The 22,717-nt window shown below is 69.5% G+C and carries 18 protein-coding genes; 9 read left to right on the top strand and 9 right to left on the bottom strand.

The window, feature by feature from the left end:
• Positions 1-83: 83 nt before the first annotated feature.
• The 3 genes from KIF24_RS23265 to KIF24_RS23255 all read left to right on the top strand — a co-directional run bounded on the left by KIF24_RS23265 (position 84) and on the right by KIF24_RS23255 (position 4,746).
• Positions 84-1,028, top strand: a complete 945-nt coding sequence (locus tag KIF24_RS23265) for a glycosyltransferase (RefSeq protein WP_221085840.1) — start codon at positions 84-86, stop codon at positions 1,026-1,028.
• A gap of 108 nt (positions 1,029-1,136) precedes the next feature.
• Entirely contained in the window at positions 1,137-2,969 is a 1,833-nt protein-coding gene (locus KIF24_RS23260; RefSeq protein ID WP_221085839.1) for an ABC transporter ATP-binding protein, read from the top strand.
• A gap of 1 nt (position 2,970) precedes the next feature.
• Positions 2,971-4,746: an ABC transporter ATP-binding protein gene (locus tag KIF24_RS23255; RefSeq protein ID WP_221085838.1), complete on the top strand. Its 1,776-nt coding sequence runs from the start codon at positions 2,971-2,973 to the stop codon at positions 4,744-4,746.
• Positions 4,747-4,919: 173 nt separating this feature from the next.
• Here KIF24_RS23255 and KIF24_RS23250 read toward each other — a convergent pair whose 3' ends face one another.
• The 7 genes from KIF24_RS23250 to KIF24_RS23220 form a co-directional block, all read right to left on the bottom strand.
• A complete protein-coding gene (locus KIF24_RS23250) occupies positions 4,920-5,858 on the bottom strand; it encodes an oxidoreductase (RefSeq protein WP_221085837.1) in 939 nt (312 codons plus the stop codon).
• 43 nt (positions 5,859-5,901) lie between these two features.
• On the bottom strand, positions 5,902-6,915 hold the full coding sequence (locus KIF24_RS23245) for a glycosyltransferase family 2 protein (protein WP_221085836.1): 1,014 nt from the start codon (positions 6,913-6,915) through the stop codon (positions 5,902-5,904).
• On the bottom strand, positions 6,908-8,083 hold the full coding sequence (locus KIF24_RS23240; RefSeq protein ID WP_221085835.1) for a glycosyltransferase family 4 protein: 1,176 nt from the start codon (positions 8,081-8,083) through the stop codon (positions 6,908-6,910). Before KIF24_RS23240 ends, KIF24_RS23245 begins: the two co-directional genes overlap by 8 nt.
• A gap of 55 nt (positions 8,084-8,138) precedes the next feature.
• Positions 8,139-9,191, bottom strand: a complete 1,053-nt coding sequence (locus KIF24_RS23235; RefSeq protein WP_221085834.1) for a lysylphosphatidylglycerol synthase domain-containing protein — start codon at positions 9,189-9,191, stop codon at positions 8,139-8,141.
• 105 nt (positions 9,192-9,296) lie between these two features.
• Positions 9,297-11,171 (bottom strand): AfsR/SARP family transcriptional regulator, encoded by a 1,875-nt coding sequence (locus tag KIF24_RS23230; RefSeq protein ID WP_221085833.1) that lies wholly within the window; start codon positions 11,169-11,171, stop codon positions 9,297-9,299.
• A 40-nt stretch (positions 11,172-11,211) separates the two neighbouring features.
• Complete coding sequence (locus KIF24_RS23225; RefSeq protein ID WP_221085832.1) at positions 11,212-12,237, bottom strand: glycosyltransferase family 2 protein; 1,026 nt, start codon at positions 12,235-12,237, stop codon at positions 11,212-11,214.
• Positions 12,238-12,440: 203 nt separating this feature from the next.
• Positions 12,441-13,646 carry an endonuclease/exonuclease/phosphatase family protein gene (locus KIF24_RS23220; RefSeq protein WP_221085831.1) on the bottom strand — a complete coding sequence of 402 codons (1,206 nt, stop codon included), beginning with the start codon at positions 13,644-13,646 and terminating at the stop codon, positions 12,441-12,443.
• Between the two features lie 409 nt (positions 13,647-14,055).
• Between KIF24_RS23220 and KIF24_RS23215 the strand changes: the two genes are divergently transcribed.
• The 4 genes from KIF24_RS23215 to KIF24_RS23200 are packed head-to-tail and all read left to right on the top strand — an operon-like array spanning position 14,056 to position 18,293.
• On the top strand, positions 14,056-15,087 hold the full coding sequence (locus KIF24_RS23215; protein ID WP_221085830.1) for an NAD-dependent epimerase/dehydratase family protein: 1,032 nt from the start codon (positions 14,056-14,058) through the stop codon (positions 15,085-15,087).
• Between the two features lie 28 nt (positions 15,088-15,115).
• The gene (locus tag KIF24_RS23210) at positions 15,116-16,105 is read left to right on the top strand and encodes a UbiA prenyltransferase family protein (protein WP_221085829.1); all 990 of its coding nucleotides are present in this window, start codon (positions 15,116-15,118) and stop codon (positions 16,103-16,105) included.
• Positions 16,106-16,130: 25 nt separating this feature from the next.
• Positions 16,131-17,279, top strand: a complete 1,149-nt coding sequence (locus KIF24_RS23205) for a glycosyltransferase family 4 protein (protein WP_221085828.1) — start codon at positions 16,131-16,133, stop codon at positions 17,277-17,279.
• A gap of 51 nt (positions 17,280-17,330) precedes the next feature.
• Positions 17,331-18,293 carry an aldo/keto reductase gene (locus KIF24_RS23200; protein WP_221085827.1) on the top strand — a complete coding sequence of 321 codons (963 nt, stop codon included), beginning with the start codon at positions 17,331-17,333 and terminating at the stop codon, positions 18,291-18,293.
• A gap of 172 nt (positions 18,294-18,465) precedes the next feature.
• On the opposite strand, the gene KIF24_RS23195 is transcribed toward KIF24_RS23200, so the two are convergent.
• Entirely contained in the window at positions 18,466-19,083 is a 618-nt protein-coding gene (locus KIF24_RS23195; RefSeq protein WP_331461250.1) for a TetR/AcrR family transcriptional regulator, read from the bottom strand.
• An 82-nt stretch (positions 19,084-19,165) separates the two neighbouring features.
• On the opposite strand from KIF24_RS23195, the gene KIF24_RS23190 reads away from it, so the two are divergent.
• On the top strand, positions 19,166-19,594 hold the full coding sequence (locus KIF24_RS23190; protein WP_221085826.1) for a hypothetical protein: 429 nt from the start codon (positions 19,166-19,168) through the stop codon (positions 19,592-19,594).
• Between the two features lie 117 nt (positions 19,595-19,711).
• Here KIF24_RS23190 and KIF24_RS23185 read toward each other — a convergent pair whose 3' ends face one another.
• Positions 19,712-20,092, bottom strand: coding sequence for a hypothetical protein (locus tag KIF24_RS23185; protein WP_221085825.1), 381 nt, complete (start codon positions 20,090-20,092; stop codon positions 19,712-19,714).
• A gap of 506 nt (positions 20,093-20,598) precedes the next feature.
• On the opposite strand from KIF24_RS23185, the gene KIF24_RS23180 reads away from it, so the two are divergent.
• Entirely contained in the window at positions 20,599-22,671 is a 2,073-nt protein-coding gene (locus KIF24_RS23180) for a serine hydrolase domain-containing protein (protein ID WP_221085824.1), read from the top strand.
• Positions 22,672-22,717: the final 46 nt, after the last annotated feature.

The following is a 22,717-nucleotide window of genomic DNA, read 5'->3' as shown; positions in this document are numbered from 1 at the left end:
GGTTTGACCTCAGCCTAGAAGAACTTGGTGCTCGGCTTCCCACGTTGGGAATTCCGGTTTCTACTCTGGAATGGAGACCGTCGATGAAGGCATCAGTGATTGTGCCGACATTCAACTCGTCCGTCTTGCTGGACAGATGCCTTCGCACGTTCCGTGCACAGAATCTGGCGGTCTACGATTCGCTCGAAGTGCTCGTCGTCGATGATGGATCGACCGACCCGACAGCAGAGACGGTGCAGCGTCACGCGATGGCGGACTCCCGATTCCGCCACCTGCATCTGCCTCGCTCCGCAACGTCGTCCAGAAGTGCCGCAAGAAATCGCGGCGCAGAGGAGGCCACCGGCGACATCCTGATTTTCGTCGACGGCGACCAACTGGTTCCGCCCACCTTTGTCGATCGGCATCTTCGCCACTACCGGGTCGGGTCCGCGAGGAAGGCCGTGATCGGCTTCAGGAAATATCTGCGGGCTCCGGAAGCGTTCGACGAGCGCTTTATCGAGGACGGTGCCGAGGGATTCCTTGGCGGCGTGATCAAGAGCGACATCAGGCTGGACCTGCTGAGTCGCCTGAGCGAATTCGGCGGCGATCTGAAGACATCGTGGCATCTGTTCTTCACCTGCAACGTCTCTGTTCCAAGCGTCGACTACAAGCGCGTCGGCGGGTTCAACGAGGAATTTCGGGGATGGGGTCTGGAGGATTCCGAGTTGGGGTACAGGCTGGAGCGATCCGGCACGCAGCTCGTCTTCGACGAAGAAAGCTTCGCCTACCATCAAGGGCCACCTCTGAGCCCCAACAAGCCTGTCTACGAGGGCTGGCTGAAGAACTTGAGCCTCTTCATCGCGCTGCACAAGGAATCTCCTGAGGTGATCCTGCAGGCCATGCTTGCGCCAATCTTCAACCCTGCGGTAGGCGCCAACTGGATCGATCTCTACGAGCAGTTCGAAATCTGCGCAAGGTCGACCCCCGCGGCATGGCCTGGGTCACGTGTCGAGGTTGAGGAAGGCGAATTCCCTGTTCCTGTCGCATAGGTAGATCAGGGTTCACAGCCGCACGGGGAGGCGCTGGTGGTGACGATGCACGAAAGGTCTGTGTGGGCCGAACTTGTTCACGGCCACAGATCGCGCCTCGACGGGCGAATGAGAATCCTGCACCTGGTGCCCGATGCCGGCTGGTCGCTGGTTTCGTCCGCCGTGCTGATCCAGATCGCCGCGGGGATCCTGCCGGTCGTGTTCATCCTCGCCACCTCAGCCGTGGTCGCCCGAGTGCCGGACGCGGTAGGCGGCGGGCTCGGCTCGGCGGCCTGGAGCGATCTTCGGACCAACTTGATCCTCGCGGCGGCCGCGTTCTTCGGAGTGCAGCTCCTGCTGCCGGTACAGGAACTGCTCGGCAACCTGATCCGCCGTCGCCTCGACGATCTCGTCCGTGACCGGTTGATGGCGGCCTCCCAAGCGGGCGGCGGCGTGGCCGTCATGGAGGATCCGGAACTGCTCGATCACGTCGCCGACGCCAAGGACCGGCTGCGGACCGAAATGTGGTCGCCGGGTGCCGCGGGTGCCGGTCAGATCGCGCTGATCTCGCGGTACCTGCAGACCGTGCTCGCCGCCGGGGTCACGTCGGTCGCCTTCGTCTGGTGGGCCGGGCCGGCGCTGCTCGTCGCGGCCCTGACGATCCGCTTCGGCTACCGGCTCGGCCTGTCGGTGTTCACCGAGGTCTTTCGGAGCACCGCCCGGCTGCGGCGCCGCAGCGAATATCTCCGCACCATGCTGCTCCAGCCCGCGGCGGCGAAGGAGTTACGGGTCTTCGGCCTCCTACCTTGGTTGAAGCAGGAGTACACGACGGCCGCCATGGACGCCGCGCTCCCGGTCTGGCGGGCCCGGCGCCGGCTGTTCTACGGCCCCTACATTCTCTATGTTCTTGTCGCCTTCGTGCTGCTGGGCGCGCTGCTGACGGAAGCGGCTCAGGCAACGGCGGCCGGACTGCTCGGCTTGGGCGGGTTGATACTCGTGTTCCAGGCGTCCCTGGCCGCCATGAGGATCGGCGGGTTCATCGCCGAGTCCGACGTGGCGACCGAGCAGGGCCTCAATGCCTACCGGTCGGTGGAGCGGATCGAGAGGATGAGCGAAGCCGACGCCCGCACCACCGAGAGCGGCAGGGACGATCCGGCTGGACTGCCCAGGTCGGTGCTGCGATTCGACAAGGTGTCCTTCGCCTACCCGGGCGGGCCGCCGGTGCTGGGCGACCTCGACCTCACCATCGAGGCGGGCCGGTCGCTGGCGATCGTCGGCCTCAACGGCGCAGGCAAGACCACCCTCGTGAAACTGTTGGCCCGGCTCTACGAACCGACGGCCGGGGCGATCACCGCTGACGGCGTCGACATCCGAACCTTTCCGGCCACGGCGTGGCAGCGTCGGGTTGCCGCGATCTTCCAGGACTTCACCCACTTCGAGTTGCCGGTGCGCGACAACGTCGCCTTCGGCGCGATCGAGATGCTCGCAGAGCCGGAGCGGGCCGGCAAGGTGGTCCGGGCTGCCCTGGAAAAGGCCGGCGCGGCGGATTTCGTCGACCATCTCCCCCGCGGCCTGGAGACTCCACTGTCGCGGCGGTACGCCGGCGGCGCCGAACTGTCCGGCGGGCAGTGGCAGCGCATCGCGATCGCCCGTGCTCTCGTCGCCGTCGAGGGTGGCGCCGGCATTCTCGTCCTCGACGAGCCGACCGCCAACCTGGACGTGCGGTCGGAGGTGGCGTTCTTCGAGCGGTTCCTCGACCTGACCCGGGGAATCACCAGCGTGGTCATCTCGCACCGGTTCTCCACGGTGCGCCGTGCCGACCGGATCGTCGTGCTGGAACACGGTCGCGTCGTCGAGGAGGGCACCCACGAGGAACTGCTCGCCCTCGACGGTCGCTATGCGGAGCTGTTTCGGCTGCAGGCTGCGCGGTTCACCGAGAAAGAGGCGGAAGGCCGTGAATAGAATGCTGCGCAGTGTCGGCGCGACGCTGGCCTCGGCGTGGCGGCTCAGCCCGGGAAGGCTGATCACCGCCGCCCTGTTGATGATGCTTGGCGCCGTGAGTGGACCCCTGCTGGCGCTCTTTCTGGGTGTGGCGGTCGACGCGGCCCTGGACCGGCGGACCGATGTCGCGGTCTGGACGGCGGCGGCCGCCGCCGTGAGTGTCCTGCTCAGCTTGACGATGGAGCACTTCGCCCACATCTTCTTCTTCGAGCTCGGTGATCTGCACAAGCAGGACACCGAACGCCAGCTCGGCGACCTGGCGCACGGGCCGGTCGGGCTGGCGCTGCACGAACGGCGGGACGCCGCAGATCGCTTCGAGCTGCTCCGACAGCAGTCGTGGACGCTGAGTCAGAGCGTGCAGACCGTCCTGACGATCGGGGTGCTACTCACCCAGATCACCCTGACCGCCGTGCTCCTCGCCCGCATCGAGCCGTGGCTGCTCCTGCTGCCGATCTTCGGTGTCCCCCCGCTGATCGCCGGACGGCTGGCCGAGAAGCGGCTGGAACGTGCCGAACTCGCGACCGCCGAGTCGACCCGCATGAGCTGGCACCTGTTCGATCTGGCCCTCAGCTCGATCGCCGCCAAGGAGATCCGGCTCTTCGGACTCGGCGGAGAGCTCCGCCGCCGCCACGGGATGGTCCGCCGCGAGGTGGACAGCCGACTGCGCCGGGCTGAATGTGCCGGCGCGGCCCTGCGGTTCACCGGGCAGCTGATCTTCGCGCTCGGGTACATCGGCTCCATCGTCCTGGTCGTCCGCGCCGCTATCAGCGGCGAGCGCACCGTCGGCGACGTCGTCCTCGCCATCACGCTGGCCGTGCAAACCAACGCGCAGGCTGCCGGCGCCGTCGCGCTCGCCCAGGCGCTGCAACGCAACGCCCGCGCCTTCGGCTGGTTGAGCTGGATCCGCGATGCCACGCCGCCGGAACCCGGCCCGCCGGCTGACCGGACATCGCCCGCCGTCCTCACCGACGGCATCGAGCTGCGTGACGTCTCGTTCCGCTACCCGGGCACCGATACCGACGTGCTGCAAGGCCTCAGCCTGCGCATCCCTTCCGGCACGATCGTCGCCATCGTCGGCGACAACGGTTCCGGCAAGTCCACCCTGGTCAAGCTGCTCTGCCAGTTCTACCGGCCGACCGCAGGCGAGATCACCATAGATGGCGCCGACCTGCGGCGGCTCGACCCGCTGGGATGGCGCCAGCGGATCTCCGCCAGCTTCCAGGACTACATCCGGCTGGAACTGCGGGCCCGAAGCAGCATCGGCCTCGGTGACCTGCCTCGACTCGACGAACCGGGCGCGGTGGAGCGGGCAGTCCGGCGAGCAGACGCGGAGGAGGTGATCGACCGGCTGCCGATCGGCCTGGAGACCTACCTTGGCAAGTCCTACGACAACGGCGCTGAACTGTCGGGCGGGCAGTGGCAGCGCATCGCGTTGAGCCGGTCGATGATGCGCGACGACCCGCTGCTGCTGTTGCTCGACGAGCCTGCCGCCGCCTTGGACCCGTTGACCGAGCACGCCTTGTTCGACCGGTACTCCGACGCGGCGCGTGACGTGGGGATCCGTACCGGCGGAGTCACCGTCTTCGTGTCACACCGGTTCTCGACCGTCCGGATGGCTGACTTGATCCTGGTCGTGTCGGACGGGCGGATCGCAGAGTCCGGCAGCCACGACGAGCTGCTGGCGCTCAACGGGATGTACGCCGAGTTCTTCAGTCTGCAGGCGGCCGCATATCGCTGATCAGGAACAACGAGCGAGACTCTTGATCCGCGGGTTCGGCGTTCGAGTCCCTGGCGGCGTACCAAGTTCTGACGTGCCTGTCGCTGGTGTCGCGCGGGGGGTGGGCCCGGCCGGCCGAGCCCACCCCCGCGTTGTCACGTCCCGGCGGGCTGGCAACCGGCCCGCCGCTCCCATTACTCGGACTTGCCGAACGCGTCGGCGCCGGTCAACTCGGCCGAAAGCGCCCAGAGCTGCTCGGCCGCCTCGCGGTCGGCGGGGCCATCGAAGGTCTTGACCACCTTGCACGCCTGGCAGTAGCCGCCGCCCGTATCCGTCAGTCGCGGTGACGTCGCGGCCCAGACCTGGGTCGCGGCGCCCTGCTCGGGTGCCCGGAACTCGGGCAGCAGCGCGGTGCCGTTCTCGTCGATCCAGCCGGCGCCGACCATCTCCTCCTTGGAGAGGTGCCGCTGCAACGGGGTGAGGATGTAGCCGGGGTTCACCGAAAAGGCCCGCACCCCGGCCGCCTGGCCCAGCCGGTCGAGTTCGGCGGCGAAGAGGATGTTGGCCGACTTCGACTGGCTGTACGCCGCCCACTTGTCGTAGCCGTTCTCGAAGTGCACGTCGTCCCAGTTGATGCGCGGGGTCTCCCCGGCGCCCGAGGCGACGACGACGACGCGCGCGCCGCCGTCCGCGGTGAGCGCCGGCCAGAGCCGGTTGACCAGGGCGTAGTGCCCCAGGTGGTTTGTCGCGAACTGGGACTCCCAGCCCTCGCCCACCCGGGTCAGCGGGGCGGCCATGATGCCCGCGTTGTTGATCAGGATGTCGATGGGGCGACCGGTGTCGAGGACGCGGTCGGCGAAGTTCCGGACACTGCCGAGGTCGGCGAGGTCGAGTTCGTCGACCTCCACGCCGGCGATCCCCGCGAGCGCCTCCCGCGCGACGTCCGTACGGCGGGCCGGAACGAGGACCCGGGCGCCGGCGGCGGCGAGGGCGCGGGTGGTCGCCAGGCCCAGGCCGGAGTATCCGCCGGTGACGATGGCGAACCTGCCGGAGAGGTCGATGCCGGCGAGTACCTCGGTCGCTGTGCTGTCGATCCCGAAACCCAGGTCGTCAGGCTGATCAGAAGGAGTCATGTTCAACTTTCCGGTCGGGCACCACTGATGCTGGCGCGTGGGGTCAGGCGGGATTCTCGACGCGGTAGAGCCGCTGCGTCATGCGTGGGAACAGCAACCCCTGCATAATGCCGATGCTGGCGGCCACCGCCGAGGTGAGCGTCACCAATAGGTGAAGCACCGTGAATTGTAGTCCAAAAAGGATCCCGTGGTGGCGGTAGGCGTAGCCGTAGGTGCGCTTGTCGAGCCCGATGCCGATCCCGGTCAGCACCGCGGCGGCGAGGAGAGCCGAGGGTCCGAGGACCACCGACGAGACCAGCGCGAACACCGCCGCGAGAAGGAGGGCACTGCCCAGTGCCCGATATCCGGTGCCGGCACCACCCGGGAGCTTGTTCAGCCGCAGCCAGTTCGGCGCGCCGAGCCGGGTACGGTTGAACACCTTGGTCAGCATCACCCGCAGCGTGCCGTCGTGGTCGTGCCGTCCCCGGATGGTGGGTACGGCTTTGACCTCGTACCGGGCGTTGAGCCGGAAGCCGTAGTCCTGCTCCTCGGTCCAGCGGAGTCGGTCGTTGAACTCGCCGATCTCCAGGAACGTCTCCTTCTTTATCGCGAAGAGAGCCGAGTGCAGACCCGGTATGGCGCCCTCGACCTCGCAGAACCAGACGTACTGCTGGATGGCGCGGTAGCGCTTGACCAGGCTGTCGGGAAACATCGGCTCGGCCCGGTACATGCCGCAGATCGCGCCGAGTTGCGGCTCTTCCCGCAGGTGGTCGACCGCCCGCTCGACCGCGTCGGGATCGAGCGCGACGTCCGAGTCCACAAAGAAGAGGACCTCACCGTTGGCGTGCCGGGCGCCCAGGTTCCGCGCCGTGGAGACGCCGCTGTTGACCGGCACCTGCAGCACCGTGACGTCGAGCGCCCTGGCGATCGCCACCGAGTCGTCCGTGCTCGCGTCGTCGGCTACGATCACCTCGACGGCCGGGTACGTCTGGTTCTTCGCCGCTCTGATGCATTCGCCGATGGTGCTGGCGTAGTTGTAGTTCGGAATGATCACGGAGACGAGTGGCTGCTCATTCATCGGGCTCCAACCTTTCTTCTGTCTCATCGGTGCCGTGCCGTGCCGCGGTGCGTCCGCGAAGGGTGGTGAAGAGAACCTCGTACGCGTCCAGCGACGCCGCCACGGAGAAGCGCGCCCGGGCCGCCCGGGCCTTCTGCTCCTTCCAGTGCCGCGGCACCGCCGCCAGTTCGGAGATGGCCCGTTCCAGCGCTTGTGGATCCCGGGGCGGAACCACCCGGCCGAATCCGGTCGCGGCCACCGGGTAACGGTTGCCGGGAAGATCGGTCGTCACCGACGGGATGCCGCTCATCATCGCCTCGGCCAGTACGGTGCCGAACGAACTGGCGACCGCCGGCAGCGCGAACACGTCGACCGAGGCGTAGAAGTCGTTGACCTCTCGGCCGCGCAGCTCGCCGAGGATCCGTACCCGACTGTCCCGGTCGATCTCGGACTGCACCGCCATGAGATCGCCACCGGCCACCTCGTGGTAATTGCCCGCGATCAACAGCCGGGCGTCGGGGTCGACGATCCGCTGGAACGCCCGGACCAGGTAGCCGATGCCCTTGTCCGCCACGATCCGACCCAGGAAACCGACGTGCAGGCCGCCGGTCTCCCGGTATCGGGGCTCACCGCCGCGCCGGTCCAGGCACGGCGGCGCGATCGGGGTGAAGTTGCGGTTGCGGATGACCGGCCAGAACCGCGAGGCGTGTGCCTGGTCGTGGCTGCTCGCCACCACGGCGGCGGAGCGGCGGATGGCCGCTCGGGAGGCGACGTCCGAGGCGCGCGCGAAGGCCCGGCCCGACCAGCCCGCCGGCAGGTGCGGGTCGCTGTGCAGCATGCTCACCACCGGTACGCGGCGGGTCAGCGGCATCAGCAGGGCCGCCTCCGGCATCGGCAGGTTGAGGTGCAGCAGCGACGAGCGGCGCGCCAGCTTGCCGGCCAGGATCGGGTAGCGAGGGGCGACGAACGCCCGGCTCGCCCGCATCAGCACCGGGGAGCGGTAGATGTCCACCCCGCCGACGGTGTCCCGCAGCGGCAGTTCGGGATCGTGCTGGGCGGTGACGACGGCGACCCGCCAACCCCGATTGGCCATTCCCTCGGCGATGCTGCGTGCGGTCTGCGTGAATCCACTGACATACGGCTCGTAGCAGGTGGCCGCTAGCGTCAGATCGTATTTCCTGTCCGGCATGGGTACCGCATTCTCTGAGGTGTCGCTACGGCCGACTACCTAATCCCTGAGCACATTAGTGGCTCGCCTGTGGCCATTTCCTTGGCGATTTCTTGGGAGCCGGTGAGTCGGCATTCGCGTGCTCCGGCACCGTCGCCACCGCCACCGTGGGCACGGCAGGAACTGCCGCCTCTTGGCGCCGCCGGACGACCGCCGCGGTAACCAGCAGGCCGACCCCCGCGGTGGCGAGTTCGCTCAGCGTCACCACGACCCGGCTGACCAGCGCCACCACCCCGGCAACCGGAATCGGCAGGATGACACTGAGCGCGGCCGTCACCACCACCTCCCGGACGCCGATGCCGTCGGGGGCGAAGACGGCGATGACCCCGGCGACCGCGCCGAGGCCGAACGCGCCGAGGCAGAGCGGCAGCGCACGCAGCGGCGGCGCCCCCATCGCCACGGCGAGGACCCACAGGTGGGCGCCCCCGAGCACCCACGCCAGCAGTTGGGCGACGACCGCCTGCCGGATGCCGGTGCCGCAGATCGCCGTGGACGGCTCCGGGCGGCGGCGCAGCCGGCCGAGCAGGGTCGCGGCCCCGCCCACCAGACCGGGGCGGACCAGAACCGCGGCCACCGGCAGGACGGCCAGCAGGAGCCAGCCGGACGACGCGCCGAAGACCTCCGGCCCGGCGGCCAGCCCCACGGTGGCGCCGGTCAGCAGGCTCACCACCAGGGCCAGCAGCCAGGCCGCGCTCATCCGACCCGGCCGTACGCCGATGGCCCTGCCCATCTCGACGCTGACCAGGAAACCCATCACCTTGCCGGGCACGTACTTGACGAACTGTCCGAAGTAGAAAATTCGGGCCGCGTGCACGGCGGAGACCCGCTCGCCGACGCCGGCGAGCATGGCCCGCCAGGAGACCATCGTGGCGACCAGACCGGCGGCATTGGCCAGGAAGGCCAGCGCCGCCATCGCCACGACGAAGCCGGGCCGCTGCCCGCGTAGCGTGCCGGCCACCGTGGACCAGTCCTGACCGCGCAGCGCGAGCACGATGAAGACCACGGTCACCGTCAGCAACAGGCCCATGAGTATCCGGCGGGCCACCGAGCGCCAACGCTTCCGCGGCATGGCGGTCACTGTCACGGCGATTCCCGGGAAGGCCTGCGGTGCGTCCAGTTCTTTTGTTGACACGCGGCACCTTCTCCGGTCGTGAAAAGGAATCGAGCTAGTGGCTCACGCTAACCGCGAACCGCTTGCTTCTTCCTTGTCCGACGGTTCGCCGGTCACTTCTCCCTCGGACCCGGCGAAGCGCTCCCGGGCGTACAGTCGCAGTAGTCCACCCATTCGGTAGCTGCCCGGCGTCGAGGTCTCCAACAGCTGCGCGTCGACCAGACGCTCCAGGATGCGTTCGGTGTGTGCCTCCGAGCGGGCGAGCACCTGGGCGGCGGTCGACCGGCTGAGTTCCGTCATCGGCGACGTGCCCAGCAACTTGAACGCCTCGGCGATGGCGCGCTCGGAGCGGTCCGGGCTGCCGGAGAGACGGTCGTAGGAGCCGGCCATGCTGGCCCGCAGGCCGACACTGTCGAACTCCAGATTGTCCAGCCGGCGGCGCTCGTCGGCGAGCCGGTCGCGCAGCTCGGCGAGCGGCCAACCGGGGCGGGCCACGAGGCGGGCACCGACGATGCGCAGCGCCAGCGGTAGGCACTCGCACCACTCGGCGATCGCGGTCGCGGCCTCCGGCTCCGCCGCCACCCGTTCCGCCCCGACCCAGTGGCTCAGCAGCGCGATGGCGTCCGGGACGGTGAGCGGTCCGACGCGCAGCTGGCGCACGTCGCTGAGCCCCGCCAGCGGCTGACGGCTGGTCACCAGCGTTCCGCAGCCGGCGCCACTGGGCAGCAGCGGGCGCACCTGGGCGGCGTCGACGGCGTTGTCGAGGACCAGCAGCAGGCGCCGCCCGGTGACGACCGAGCGGAACAGGGCCGCGGCCTCGTCGACCTGCTCCTGGTCGCAGCTCATGCTGACGCCGAGGGTGCGCAGCAGCCGGGCGAGTGCGTCGACCGGCGTCAGCGGCTCCGCGTCCACGCTGGTGCCACGCAGGGCGATGTACAACTGGCCGTCCGGGTACCGGCTGGCGAGCTTGTGCGCGGCGTGGATGGCCAGGGTGGACTTCCCCACCCCGGCGGTCCCGTAGATCGACACGACCGGGGCCGAGTCCCCCGTGCCGGCGGGGTTCAGCCAGTTCAGGATCGGCGCGAGGTCGTCGTGCCGGCCGGAGAATCGGGCGATGTCGGCGGGCAGCTGCCGCGGTACGTGCCGGATCGGGGTGGAGACCGGGCCGACGTTGCCCGGGTACGGCTCGTCGAGTTCGCCGCGGAGTATGGCGACGTGCAGGTTACGCAGCTCGGGGCCGGGCTCGGCGCCGAACTGCTCGACGACCTGCGCGCGGGTGTCGACGTAGTACTGCAACGCCTCGGGGGTACGTCCCATCGCGCAGAGCGCCCGCATCTGCAGCGACACGAGCGGTTCGGCGAGCGGGTACGAGCCGAGGATCCGGGCCAGCCGCTCGGCGACCGCCTCCGGGTTGCCGAGTCGTAGCTCCTCGGCGCCCCAGGCGCCGGCCAAGCTGATCAACTGCGATGCCACGCTGCGCCTGACCCGGTTGGCCCAGTCACTGGCCAGGGTGGCGAGTGGATCCCCCCGCCACAGGTCCATCGCCTCGCGCAGCGCGGCGATCCGCTGCTCGTCGCTGATCCGCGTCGTCGCGCGGCCGGTGTCGATGAGACGGTTCAACCGGTGCAGGTCCACCTGCAGGCGCTCGACGTCCAACACGTAGCCGTCCCCGTGGCGCCTCAGGCCGACGGGTCTGCCGGAGCCGTCGTCGACCTGCGCCAGGGCCCGGCGCAGCCGGGCGACGTGGGCGTAGAGGGCGCTGCGGGGCGCCTCCGGAGCCGCCGGCCCCCACACCCGTTCGGTCAGGGTGTCGATCGACACCGGCGTGCCGGCATCCACGGCCAGGGCGGCCAGGACCGCACGACGCTGACGTGGCCCCACATCCAGCGGCGCACCCGCCGACTCCACCTCGATGGGGCCCAGTAGTCGGATCCTCACAAGCTCCCCCCGGTCATCACGTCTGACGACGGCAGGCGTTCTAGTGGACGCCGGCCGGTGTCCCGTACCTCTGTCGGAAGCGCGCGTCGAGCACGTAGCGCAGGCCACCACTCAACGCGCCCGCGGAAATCGCGAGACTGTACAGAAAACTGAGTAGCGCGCTCGGCGGGACCATCCGCCAGCCCGCGGTGCGTCGGACGTAGTTCAACAGGGGGAGGTCGACGCCGATGAACCACGTCAGGAAGGCGACCGGAACGGCCGCCAGGTAGGGGGAGACCAGCACCAGGGGGAGGCTGGTGGTGGCCAGGAAGGCGGCCGCGACCTCGGCCGGCCGGTGGGTGGCCTCCCGCTCGGGCTTCAGCCCGCGTTGCTTGAGGACGAGGGGAACCAGTGAGCCGGCCCGCCGGTAGAGCTTCCGCAGGATCGAGGACAGCTGGTCGTCGTCGTCGTGGTAACCGATCACGGACAGGGTGCGGGTGACCGGGTAGTGCTCCGCGATCCGGAGGCTGAACTCGTGGTCCTCGTTGGCGTACTGGCCAAGTAGCCGCTCGTCGAACGCCCCGATATCGTCGATGACCCAGCGGGGCACCGCGCCGCTGGCGAAGTGGCCGGTCCGTGCCGGCCCGAGCTTGCGGGTGGCGCGGTAGTGGCCGTAGAGCACCTGCACCCACTCCACCACGCCGTCGTCGACCAGGGGGCGGTCGCCGTAGACGCCCCAGACGGCACCGTAGGACGGGTTCTCCTCGAAGATCTTCACGGCGTTGGCGACCGCGTCGGGGGCGAGGGCGACATCGGAGTCGAGGAAGAAGAGGATGTCGCCGCTACTTGCGGCTATGCCGCGGTTGCGCGCCGGGCCGGCGCCGACATTGTCGGTCAGCTCGATGAGCGTGCAACCGAGTTTGCCGACGATCTCCGGCGTCTCGTCGGTGCTGGCGTCGTCGACGACGATGACCTCGATCGACGGGTGGGTCTGGTGCAATGCCGAGAGCACGCTCAGGGCGATCGTCTTCCGGCTGTTGTGACAGGGGATTACCACTGACACCAGTGGCGTCTTGGCGGGCTTCATTGATGCTCCTCGGGCAGGAATTCGGCTGCACTGGGAGGTGGACGACGCACCTACTCGTCGGTTTCTCGCCGTCGAGAAGACCCGCCGACCACCTTAGTGCCTGACCGGCATCGGTAGACAGCTGTCGATCAGTTTCATGCTCGTTAAATGCTCCGGGATGGCCCGCCACCGCGTGTTTGGCGCCAATGTGACGCTCATCTCAGTCAGGGTGCCGAGATGACGAACTGCTGGGCCTTGTGGTCGGACAGGCCCTTGGGGAGGGTCAGGTCGTAACTGTGCACCTTGATGTCCGGAGTGGTGAAGAGCCAATCGATACGCCACATTCGTGGCTTGTCGCCCACCGGCCAGGTAACCGGGTAGAGCGAGGAAAGCGCCCTGCTCTGGTCGACCAGCCGGTCGGAGACCATGTCGAGGAGATTCATCGACGGTGAGGTGTTCAGGTCGCCGGCCATCACCGCCCGGTTCGGGTTCTTATCCAGATCGGCGGCGATGGCCTGGTAGCTGGCCTGCCGGATCTCGAAGTTGAACCGGTCGATCTCGAACATGTTCCGGTCGTCGTCGCTGCGCAGCAGCAGCATCCGAACCGGCGGCTGGAAGACGTGCGAGTTGTAGAACGACACGACCTGGCCGTTGACCCGGATGTCGGTACGCAGCGCCTGTGACGTGTAGAACAGTGGTCGGTCGACCAGGGCCGGCGGCACCGGCTTCAGATCGTCCGGCAGGTACGGCTGCGAGTCGAGCCACGCGTGCCCGACCACCGGCAGCCGGGTGAGCGTGACGTTGCGCCCCTCGCGGACGATCGTGTAGCCGGGGAACGCGGCCTTCAACTGCGCCGTCTGGTCGATCTCGTACGCCTGCGCGAAGATGTCGACCAGCGAGTCGTCGACGTTGGCGTACTCGTGCAGCATGTAGACGTCGGCGTCCATCTCCCGCAGGAAGTCGTAGAACTGCCCCGTGGTGGTGCGCTGCTCCCCGCCGTTGCGCCGGTCCTGATCCCAGTACTCGGTGTTCCAGGTCACCACCTTGACGGCGTCGGCGGGCGCCGGTGGCGGGGTGTGGAACACCGTCGCGAAGTTGATCCCGCTGTAGCCAAGGCCGAGCACGAGGGCGAGCAGTGCCGCCCCGACCAGCCGCCCGCGCATCGGCCGCGCCAGCCAGGCGACGGGCAGCAGCAGCACCGGGACCGCCGCCCAGGCGATCGGCGGGAGCAGGTCCACCGGTCCCCACACGTACGTCCGGGCGCTGAGTAGATGGTGCAGCACGACGACGACCAGCCAGCCCACGCAGGCCACGGCCGCGAGGCGCACTCCCCAGCGGGCACGCCGGGACCGGGCGGAAGGCTGCTCCGGCGACAACTCCGGATCCTTTTCGTCCATTATTGCGGTCGTTCTTGCCGCCGCTTCCGTCATGGCAACTCCTTTACGTGGCTCCGGTTCCCGCCGTGGTCGGTACCGGCCGGAAAAAAGGTATCGATCGGCACCTTGCTCGAAGCTTGTCCCGGACACCAAGGAGGGGGCAATCGTCACTCACTAGCGTCACGAGCGCTAATGCCGGATTCGCCACCGATGAAGGAGTCGCCGGATGGAGCACGTGCAGCCTATCGACGTTCGCACGGAGCTGGCGTCGGCGGGGCGGGGCTGGTCGGTCCGATATGCGACTTGCCCGGCATTTGGCCGGCCGCCCGATTGGTCGGTAACGGTGACCGACGGATGGTCGGTCGGTGAATATCGGATAGCGGCGAATGCCGGAAACGCGGCCGCCGTGCGGTCGTGACACTGCCGTCGAGAGCGCGGCATTTCTCCGAAACGGGAGGTGGAAGTGCACGTTGTGGTGACCGGAGCCGCCGGCATGTTGGGCACCGCGCTGTTGGCGCGCCCCTGGCCGGGAGTGACGTGGACCGGAGTGGACATCCGTCCACTCGCGCCCCGGGTGCGAGGGCGGGCGGCCTTCGTCCGGGCCGACGTCCGGGACGTCGAGGCGATGACCCGCGCCTTCCGCTCCGCCGACGTGGTCATCCACTCCGCCGCCGCGTTGCCCAGCCACCGGGCGGCGGAGATCCGGTCGGTGGACGTGGAGGGCACCGGGTCGGCGCTGGCCGCGGCGCGGCGGGCCGGTGTGGAACGGTTCGTGCACATCTCGTCCACCGCCGTCTACGGACTGCCCCGGGACTGCCCCACGCCGGAGGACTACCCGTGCGAACCGGTGGACCCCTACTCGGCCGCGAAGCTCGGCGCCGAGACCGCCGTGCTCCGGCAACGCGAACGGGGCCTCTGCGCCCCGATCGTGCGGCCCAAGACCTTCCTCGGCGAGGAGCGTCTCGGTCTCTTCGCCATGCTTTTCGAGTGGGCCGACGAGGGCCGGCACTTCCCGCTGATCGGCGGCGGCGACGTCGCCACCCAGATGCTCGACGTCGAGGACCTCTGCGCGGCGATTCAGCTGATCTGCGAGGCGCCCGACGACAAGGCCAACGACACGTTCAACATCGGCGCGCGCGAGTTCCGCACCCTACGGGAGGACTTCCAGGCGGTCCTGGACGCCGCCGGCCACGGCAGGCGGGTCCTGGCCATGCCGGTGGGGCCCGCCGTCGCCGCGCTGCGCGTGCTCGCCGCGACGCGCCTCTCCCCGGTCTACAAGCGACTCGTGCACAAGCTCACCCGAGACTCGTACGTCTCGATCGACCGGGCGACCCAGCGGCTCGGATTCAATCCGCGGTTCAGCAACGAACAGGCGTTGCTGAAGACGTACGAGTGGTGGCGGGCGAACGCCGCCGGGGCGCGGCGCAGCGCCGGACGTACTCACCGCGACCCCTGGAAGCAGGGCGCCCTGAGCCTGGCGAAGGCGCTGTTCTGACACTCCACGGAGCAAGGAGAGGTCCGCCATGAATCACGCCCTGGAAGTCCCGAGCCCCACCTCGTCGGACCTGCCCGTGGTCTCCGTCGACCCGGCGGTCGCCGTGCAGGCGCTGAAACCGCTGGCCCGCGTCACCGGACTGTTCGTCCTGCTGCGGCCCCGCCAGTGGGTCAAGGGCGGCCTGGTGCTGGCGGCACCGCTCGTGGCGGCCCCCGGCGCCGCGGTGACCCATATCGTGCCGCTGCTCGGCACGCTGCTGAGCTTCCTGGCCGCCGCCTCGGCCGTGTACGTCTTCAACGACCTGAGGGACCGGGAGCGCGACCGGCTGCACCCGGTCAAACGACACCGCCCACTGGCGAGCGGGCGGGTGAGCACGACCGCAGCGGTCATACTCCTCGTCGGCCTGCTCGCCGGCACCACCGCGCTGACCACCCTGCTACCCGGCCTGACCGGCGTCGTCGTCGCCGGCTATCTCGCCCTCAACCTCTGGTACTGCCTGGCGCTCAAGCACCAGCCCCTGGTCGACGTGTCGGTCGTCTCCATCGGATTCGTCCTGCGGGTGCTGGCCGGCACCATCGCGGTCGGCGCGGCCGTCCATCCGGCGCTGCTGATCGGGGTCTACTGCGCGTGCCTCGCGCTCTCCCTCGGCAAGCGACGCCACGAACTCGCCGCCCTGTCGGCCGCGGGCGGCGAGGCCGGCGAGCACCGGCCGGCGCTGCGCGCGTACTCGGTCCACTTCCTGGACCAGGTCGTGGTGGTGAACGTGGTGGCGGCGCTGATCGGCTACGTCGCCTTCGTCTGGACCCAGACACCGCCGTACGGGCCGGTCACCGCGGGGCTGACCTTCCCGTTCGCCGCGTTCGCGGTACACCGCTACCTGCAGATGATCGCCATAGGCGGCTTCGGTGGTGATCCGGTCGAGGAACTCGTCCGGGACCGCGCGCTGCTGGTCAATCTCGGCCTCTGGGCGGCGGTGCTGGCGCAGGCGATGTTGGCCAGCGCCTGGCCCGTCCGGTGACCGATCGACACCCCTGGAGAAGCCCGTGAGCAGCAAAGACTCCCACGAATACGACCTCTGCGTCGCGGTCAACTACTACTCGCCCTACGTCAGCGGGCTGACCGAGGTGGCCCGGGTGCTCGCCGAGGGCCTCGCCGGGCGGGGCTGGCGGGTGGCGGTGGTCGCCGTCCGGCACGACCCGGCGCTTCCGCTGCGAGAGAGCCGCAACGGCGTCGACGTCTACCGCAGCCCGGTGGTCGCGTCGGTCGGCCGTGGCCCGGTCAGTCCCGGCTTCCCGTTCCTGGTGCGCCGGGTCGCCCGGCGCTCGCGGGTGGTCAACCTGCACCTGCCGATGCTGGAGGGAGCGTTGATCACCGCCCTGCCGCTGCGGGTGCCGGTGGTGACCACCTACCACATCGACCTCTGGCTGCCGCCCACCCTGGTGACCCGGGCGGCGATGGCCGCGGTGCGGGTGTCGTCGCGGGTCACGCTGCGCCGTTCGGACGCCGTCGTCGTCAACAGCGACGACCAGGCGCAGTACTCGGAGCTCTGGTCGATCCTGCGGTCCAGCCAGCGGTCCGCGATCCCGGCGCCCTGCCTGGACCGGCGCGGCGGGGAGGCGGCATACCGGGAGACCAGCGGCCCACACATCGGCTTCCTCGGCCGGATCGTGCCGGACAAGGGCCTGGACTACCTGGTCGCCGCGTTCGCCGAGATCCCCGATCCCGAGGCGCGGCTGCTGGTCGGCGGCGACTATCTGACCGTCGCGGGCGGCAGCGTGATCGACCGGATCCGGACGGCCGCCGAACGGGATCCCCGGATCCGGATCCTCGGGCTGCTCCGCGGCCGCCAGATCAACGATTTCTACGCGTCCATCGACGCGTTCGCCCTGCCCTCCGTCGCCGAATCCTTCGGCATCGCGCAGGCCGAGGCGATGATGTGCGGTATCCCGTCGGTCACCACCGACCTGCCCGGTGGCCGGTATCCGGTCCTGGCCACCGGGATGGGGAGGGTCGTCCAGCCGCGGGACCCGGCCGGACTGCGCGTGGCGCTGTTGGACGTGCTCGGCTGGGACGCCGACACCCGACGTGAGGGTGCCAAGCGGGCCCTGGAGGAGTTCAGCGTGGACGGGTGTCTGGATCGGTACGCGGCGCTGTTCCGGGTCCACGGGGCGCGGGCCAGCGCATTGATGTGAGTGGTGGTCCAGTCAGTAGAATGGCGGCCACGTTCCGTCACGGAGGTGCAGATGCAAAGCAGGGATTTCGGTCGTCTCGGCACTGTCAGCGCGTTCACCCTGGGCGGTGGCGGGATCGGCGGTGTCTGGGGGGCGACCGACCACGCCGAGGCGGTGGCGACCGTGCGGGCGGCCGTCGACGGTGGCGTCACGATGCTCGACCTGGCCCCGACCTACGGTGACGGCTACGCGGCCGAGAACGTCGCCGGTGCCGCCCTGCGCGGCTCTGCGGCTGCGGACGTCCTCGTCACCAGCAAGATCGAACTGCCCGAGCAGGACGGTGGGGATCTCCCGGAGAAGATGGTCCGCAGCCTGCACGCCACCCTGGAGCGTCTCGGCCGCGAGCAGCTCGATCTCTTCCTGCTCCACTCCCAACTGCACCCGCACGGCTGGACCGGTCCCACTCCCCGGACCCTCGGCTGGGACCTGTACCGCGACCAGGTGGTGCCGACCTTCGAACGGCTGCGGGACGAGGGCAAGATCCGGGCCTGGGGGTTGACCGGTGTCGGCCACCCGCAGACCGTGATCGACGCCATGCACCAGCAACCGCGCCCGGATGCGGTCCAGGCGGTGGTGAACGCCCTTGACCTCAGTGGCGACATGTGGCTGCTCGGCTCGTCGGCCGAGCCTCGGAACGACGAGATCCGCCGAGCCGCGGTCGACGACGGCGTCTCGGTGATCGCTATTCGTGCCGTGGCGGCGGGAGCGCTCACCGGGGAGATCGACCGGACCGTGGAGGACGACGCCCCGGTCGCGGTCGACTTCGCCCGGGCGGAGCGGTTCCGCGCGCTCGCCGCCGAGTTCGGCGAGTCGCCCGCCTCGTTGGCCCACCGGTACGCCCTGAGCGTCCCCGGCGTGGCGACCGTGGTGCTCGGCGTGAAGAACCGCACCGAGTTGGCCGAGTGCCTCGCCGCGGGGGCCCGCGGCCCGCTGACCGATGTCGAACGGAAGGCCCTGCTCGACCTGCGGAGCTGAGCGAACGGTGGGCCGGAGCGACGCGTGATGCTCCGGGGGCGGCCCCGGTCCGCCGTCGCGCCGCGCCGGGCAGCGTGGCCCGCATGACGGTGTACGTCTCGCCCCGGGACAAGTCCGGTGAGCGTGTACCTCTATCGCCCGTCCCCTGACATGCAGCAGCTGACCGGCTCGATCAGCGAAGCAACGCCAGTCGGTCGATGATGGAGTTCCGCAGGTCCGGTGGCCAGGGGAACAGTGGCGCTGCCACCTGGAGCTGGGCGATGCCGTGCAGCCCGACCCAGAGCGCCGTCGCGTCACTGAAGGTGTCCGCGCTTGTGGACTGCCCCGCCGCGACACAGTCCGCGAGGGAGTGCTGGATGACGTCGAAGGCGCCCATGCCGAGCGTGGCAAGCTGATCCGCAAGCGCCGGGGCCCGTTCCAGGGCGGCACCGGCGTCCCAGACCGCCCCGAACATCACCCGGTACTGGTGGGGCCGGCGCTCGGCGAAGGTCAGGTAGGCCGCGCAGATCGCTCGCAGGCGCCCGGCCGGATCCGCGTCATCCGGTTCGCCGAGTTCCTGTTCCAGGATGGCGAACGCGCGCTGCGCGACCGCGAGCAGGATCGAGTCCAGGTCCGGAAAGTGCGGATAGATCGACGGCGCGGCGATGCCGGCCTGCCGGGCCACCGCTCGCAGGGTCACGCTCTCTGGCGTGCCGTCCTCCAGGAGTTTCATGGCGGCGTCGACGATCTCGTCGCGCAGTTGGGCACCTTCGCCGCGTCTGTTGCGGGCTCGCGTTCTCGGTGTGGTCACCCCCGGACTTTACAGGTGTTAGGTATGCCAGTAAGCTTACGGCTGTAAGTTCACACGTGTTTCCTAGAGATGAGGCCCACCCATGACCACCGCGACTGCTTCCCGCATCGGCACCGCCGCCCCCACCCGCCACGCAGACCTCGCCGGTCGCGCGCTCGCGGCCGTCGCGTCCCTCGCGACGGTCGTGGCGCTTGTCAACGGCGTGCTGCTGACGATCAACGCCCCCGACGACCGCCTGTTCATCGAAGGCTGGCGAGTTTCCAGCTTCGCCATCTTCGCCGGGATCTTCGCCCTGCTCGCGATCAGGCCGCGCCAGTCGGCGGGCGTCTGGGAGCTGGTGCTCGCCGGAAAGACCGCTCTCGTCGTGTTCGGCGTGATGATCGGGAACGTTCCCGAGGCACAGCTGTCGGCCGTCATCGACTTCGCGCTGGTCGCCGTCGTCGCGACGGCCTACGTGCTGTGCCGTGGCTGGCTGGCCTGGCGCCCCGCGACCATCGGCCCGACCCGCTGACGGAGAAGACCGTGCTCGCCGCCTCGCCTTGCGGGCCAAGGAAAAGCCGCAGGTCGCGTCGCGCCGCCCGGGCCGTTGTCAGCTCGGCCTGGGCGGCGCCCGTCACCACGGGGCGGGTCAGCGGACGAACGCCAGGTAGAGGCCCAGGCCGAAGTTCACGACCAGGACGACCGCGCCCACGACAGCGAACCAGCGCTGCCACGCCGTCCACCGGACCGTCCTCTCGGACTCGGCGATGCCCACCTCATCCAACCGAGCCGCCGCGATCCGGTCCCGCTCGTCGGCGTCCCGGCGACCGGAGGTCACACGCGCATCCAAACGGGTGGCGTTGGTGCGCAACTCCTCGGTCAGAGCCTGCAACGCCCGGGTCACCGCATCAATCGAGCCGTTGATTCGCCGCAGGTGTTCGTCGTGGCCCTGCAGACGCTGCTCGATTCGACCCGCGTCGACACCGCGGTTGTAGGCCGCGGCGTTCTCGCTGCTGTCCGAGCCCGTCACGGTCGTCTCCCCGACTGTGACCCCGCTGGTCGGTGTGGGGCGGTGGTGCGGGTGAGATGCACGGCGGTACCTCCTACTGACCACCACCCCACCGGGCGGATCCTCTGCCCTGGCTGTCGGCGACGCGGCGGTGGCGACCTGGCCGGAAGTCCGTCCCTGGGCCACCGATCCCACACCCAGTCGTACCACTCATGCGGAGCGAAGTCACCTGCTCAGAACCGACAGATCCGCAGGTCAGGACCTTGATCCTCGCGCCGGCGCACAACATCCGCGCACCATCCTCGACGAGGTGTCGGAGAGCATCAGGAAGGAGGCGAGCAGGCGACCGTGGATCTGGCCGCTGCCATCCGGGAGCGACACGAGTTGACCGCCCGTGATCGGGTGTTGCCGGGCTGGCTCTACGACCGGCTACGTCGGCTGGCCGGTTGAGCCTCCAACTTTGGTCGTAAGTCGAATGTGGTCCTGCGCCAGATGGCGCGGCCGTGCCGCTGCAGCAGGCTTTCGGCATGAACCAGAACGATGCACCAGAGCAGACCGCTTTCCGGTCGTACCCGTCCCGTCCGATGCTCCACCTGCGGCGTCTCGGTGCCGCCCTGGCAACCGTGATCGTCGTCGCAGCGGGCGTCGCGGGCTGCGGTGCCGGTGCCGCGCAGCAGCCGGCCCCGACGAGCGACGCCCCGGCAGCAGCCGTCGCACCGGCAGTGCTGGACGCCGGCGACGTGAACGCCTGGCTCGACGAGATGCTCCCGGCCGCGCTGGAAGCCAATGACATCGCCGGGGCGACGGTCGCCGTCGTCAAGGACGGCGAGACCGTCACCACCCGGGGGTACGGCCACGTCGACACCGGTGGCGAGGGCACCGAGCCGGTGCCGGTCGACCCCGAGCAGCACCTGTTCCGGATCGGTTCGGTGTCGAAGCTCGCCACCGCCACCGCCGTGATGCAACTCGTCCAGGACGGCAGGGTCGACCTCGACGCCGACATCGCCGACTACCTCGACTTCGCCATTCCCCGCCGCTTCGACGAGCCGATCACGGTTCGGCACCTGCTGACCCACACCGCCGGGTTCGAGGAGCGGATCGCCGGCCTCATCGGCAGGGAAGGCACCGAGGCCGTCCTACGCGACGCCCTGGTCACCGATCCGCCGGAGCAGATCTACCGGCCGGGCACCGTGCCGGCCTACTCCAACTACGGCAACTCGCTCGCGGGGTACATCGTCGAACGGGTCAGCGGCATCCCCTTCGAGGAGTACGTCGACCGCAACGTCTTCGACCGCCTCGGCATGACGTCGTCCTCCTTCGACCAGCCGCTCCCCGCCGACCTGGCCGGCCGCGTCTCGAACGGGTACGACAACGCGTCGTCCCCGGCCGGGTACTTCGAGATCGTCGGCACCCCGCCCGCCGGGTCGATGAGCGCCTCGGCCCCGGACATGGCCCGCTTCATGCTCGCCCACCTGGGCGAACCGGTCGGCGACACCCCGATTCTGGACGAGCCGACGCTCGACCTGATGCACCAGCCGGCGCTCGACGCCAGCACGCTCGGCACCCTCGCCGGTGCACCCCGGATGACCCTCGGGTTCTTCGACGAGAGCCGCAACGGCCGGCGGATCATCGGCCACGGCGGCGACACCCTCTATTTCCACACCCACCTGCAGATCTACCCCGACGAGGGTGCCGGCCTGTTCGTCTCGCTCAACAGCACCGGTACGTCGTCCCTGGCCAACCACCAGCTTCGACAGAAGCTGACGAAAGCCTTCGCCGACCGTTACTTCCCGGCGGTGCCCGGCGCGGCGGCGAACAACGTGCCGGCGACCGAGCTGACCGCCCCGACCACCGAAGCCTCGGGCACGGCCGAGCGGGCCGCGATGGCCGCCGGCACCTACGAAAGCTCCCGCGCGATCGAGAGCAACTTCCTGACCCTGATCGGCCTGTCCGGGCGCACCACGGTGAGCGTCCGCGATGACGGCCGGCTGCTGCTCGAACCGCGTCCGATGTCCGATGTGGCCGCCGTCTACGAAGAGATCGAGCCCTGGGTCTGGCGTGAGGTGGGCGGGCAGGAAACGATCGCGATGCGGGCGGTCGACGGCCAGGTCGAAGTGATCGGTTTCGACTCCGCGTTCGCCCTGGTGCCCGTCGAGACCGCACGCAGCACCTGGCTGGCCGTCCCGGTGATCGTCGGCTCGGTGGTCATCCTCCTGTGCACCGTCCTGGCCTGGCCGATCGGGGCGATCGGTCGCCGGCTGCGGCGCCGGGCACCGCGTGATCGGGCTGGACGCACCGCGCGCATTCTCAGCCGCGTCGCCGTCGGCTGCGCCCTGCTCGCGGTCGGCGGCTGGGTGGGAAGTCTGGTGCTCATCATGGGCCTGGAGGATCTCTCCACCGTCTCGTTGCGGAACGTGCAGGTGGCCCAGCTGATCGGCCTGCTCGGGGTGATCCCGGCAACGGTCCGGCTGGTGGACGACGTCCGCCGGCGGGTCGGCTGGTCGCGGACCGCCGGCAGCGCCCTGGTCCTGCTGGCCCTCGCCGGTACGGGTTGGTTCGCCGTCGAGTTCATGCTGCTCTCGCCGAACATCTCCTACTGACCGACCCGACCCCTCCCGATCCGTCTCGATCTACGAGCAGAGGATG

Origin of the sequence: Micromonospora tarapacensis, assembly GCF_019697375.1 — a bacterium.
Lineage (GTDB): Bacteria > Actinomycetota > Actinomycetes > Mycobacteriales > Micromonosporaceae > Micromonospora > Micromonospora tarapacensis.
Note: the sequence above shows the minus strand (reverse complement) of the source record. Positions and strands in the feature narration are given on the sequence as shown.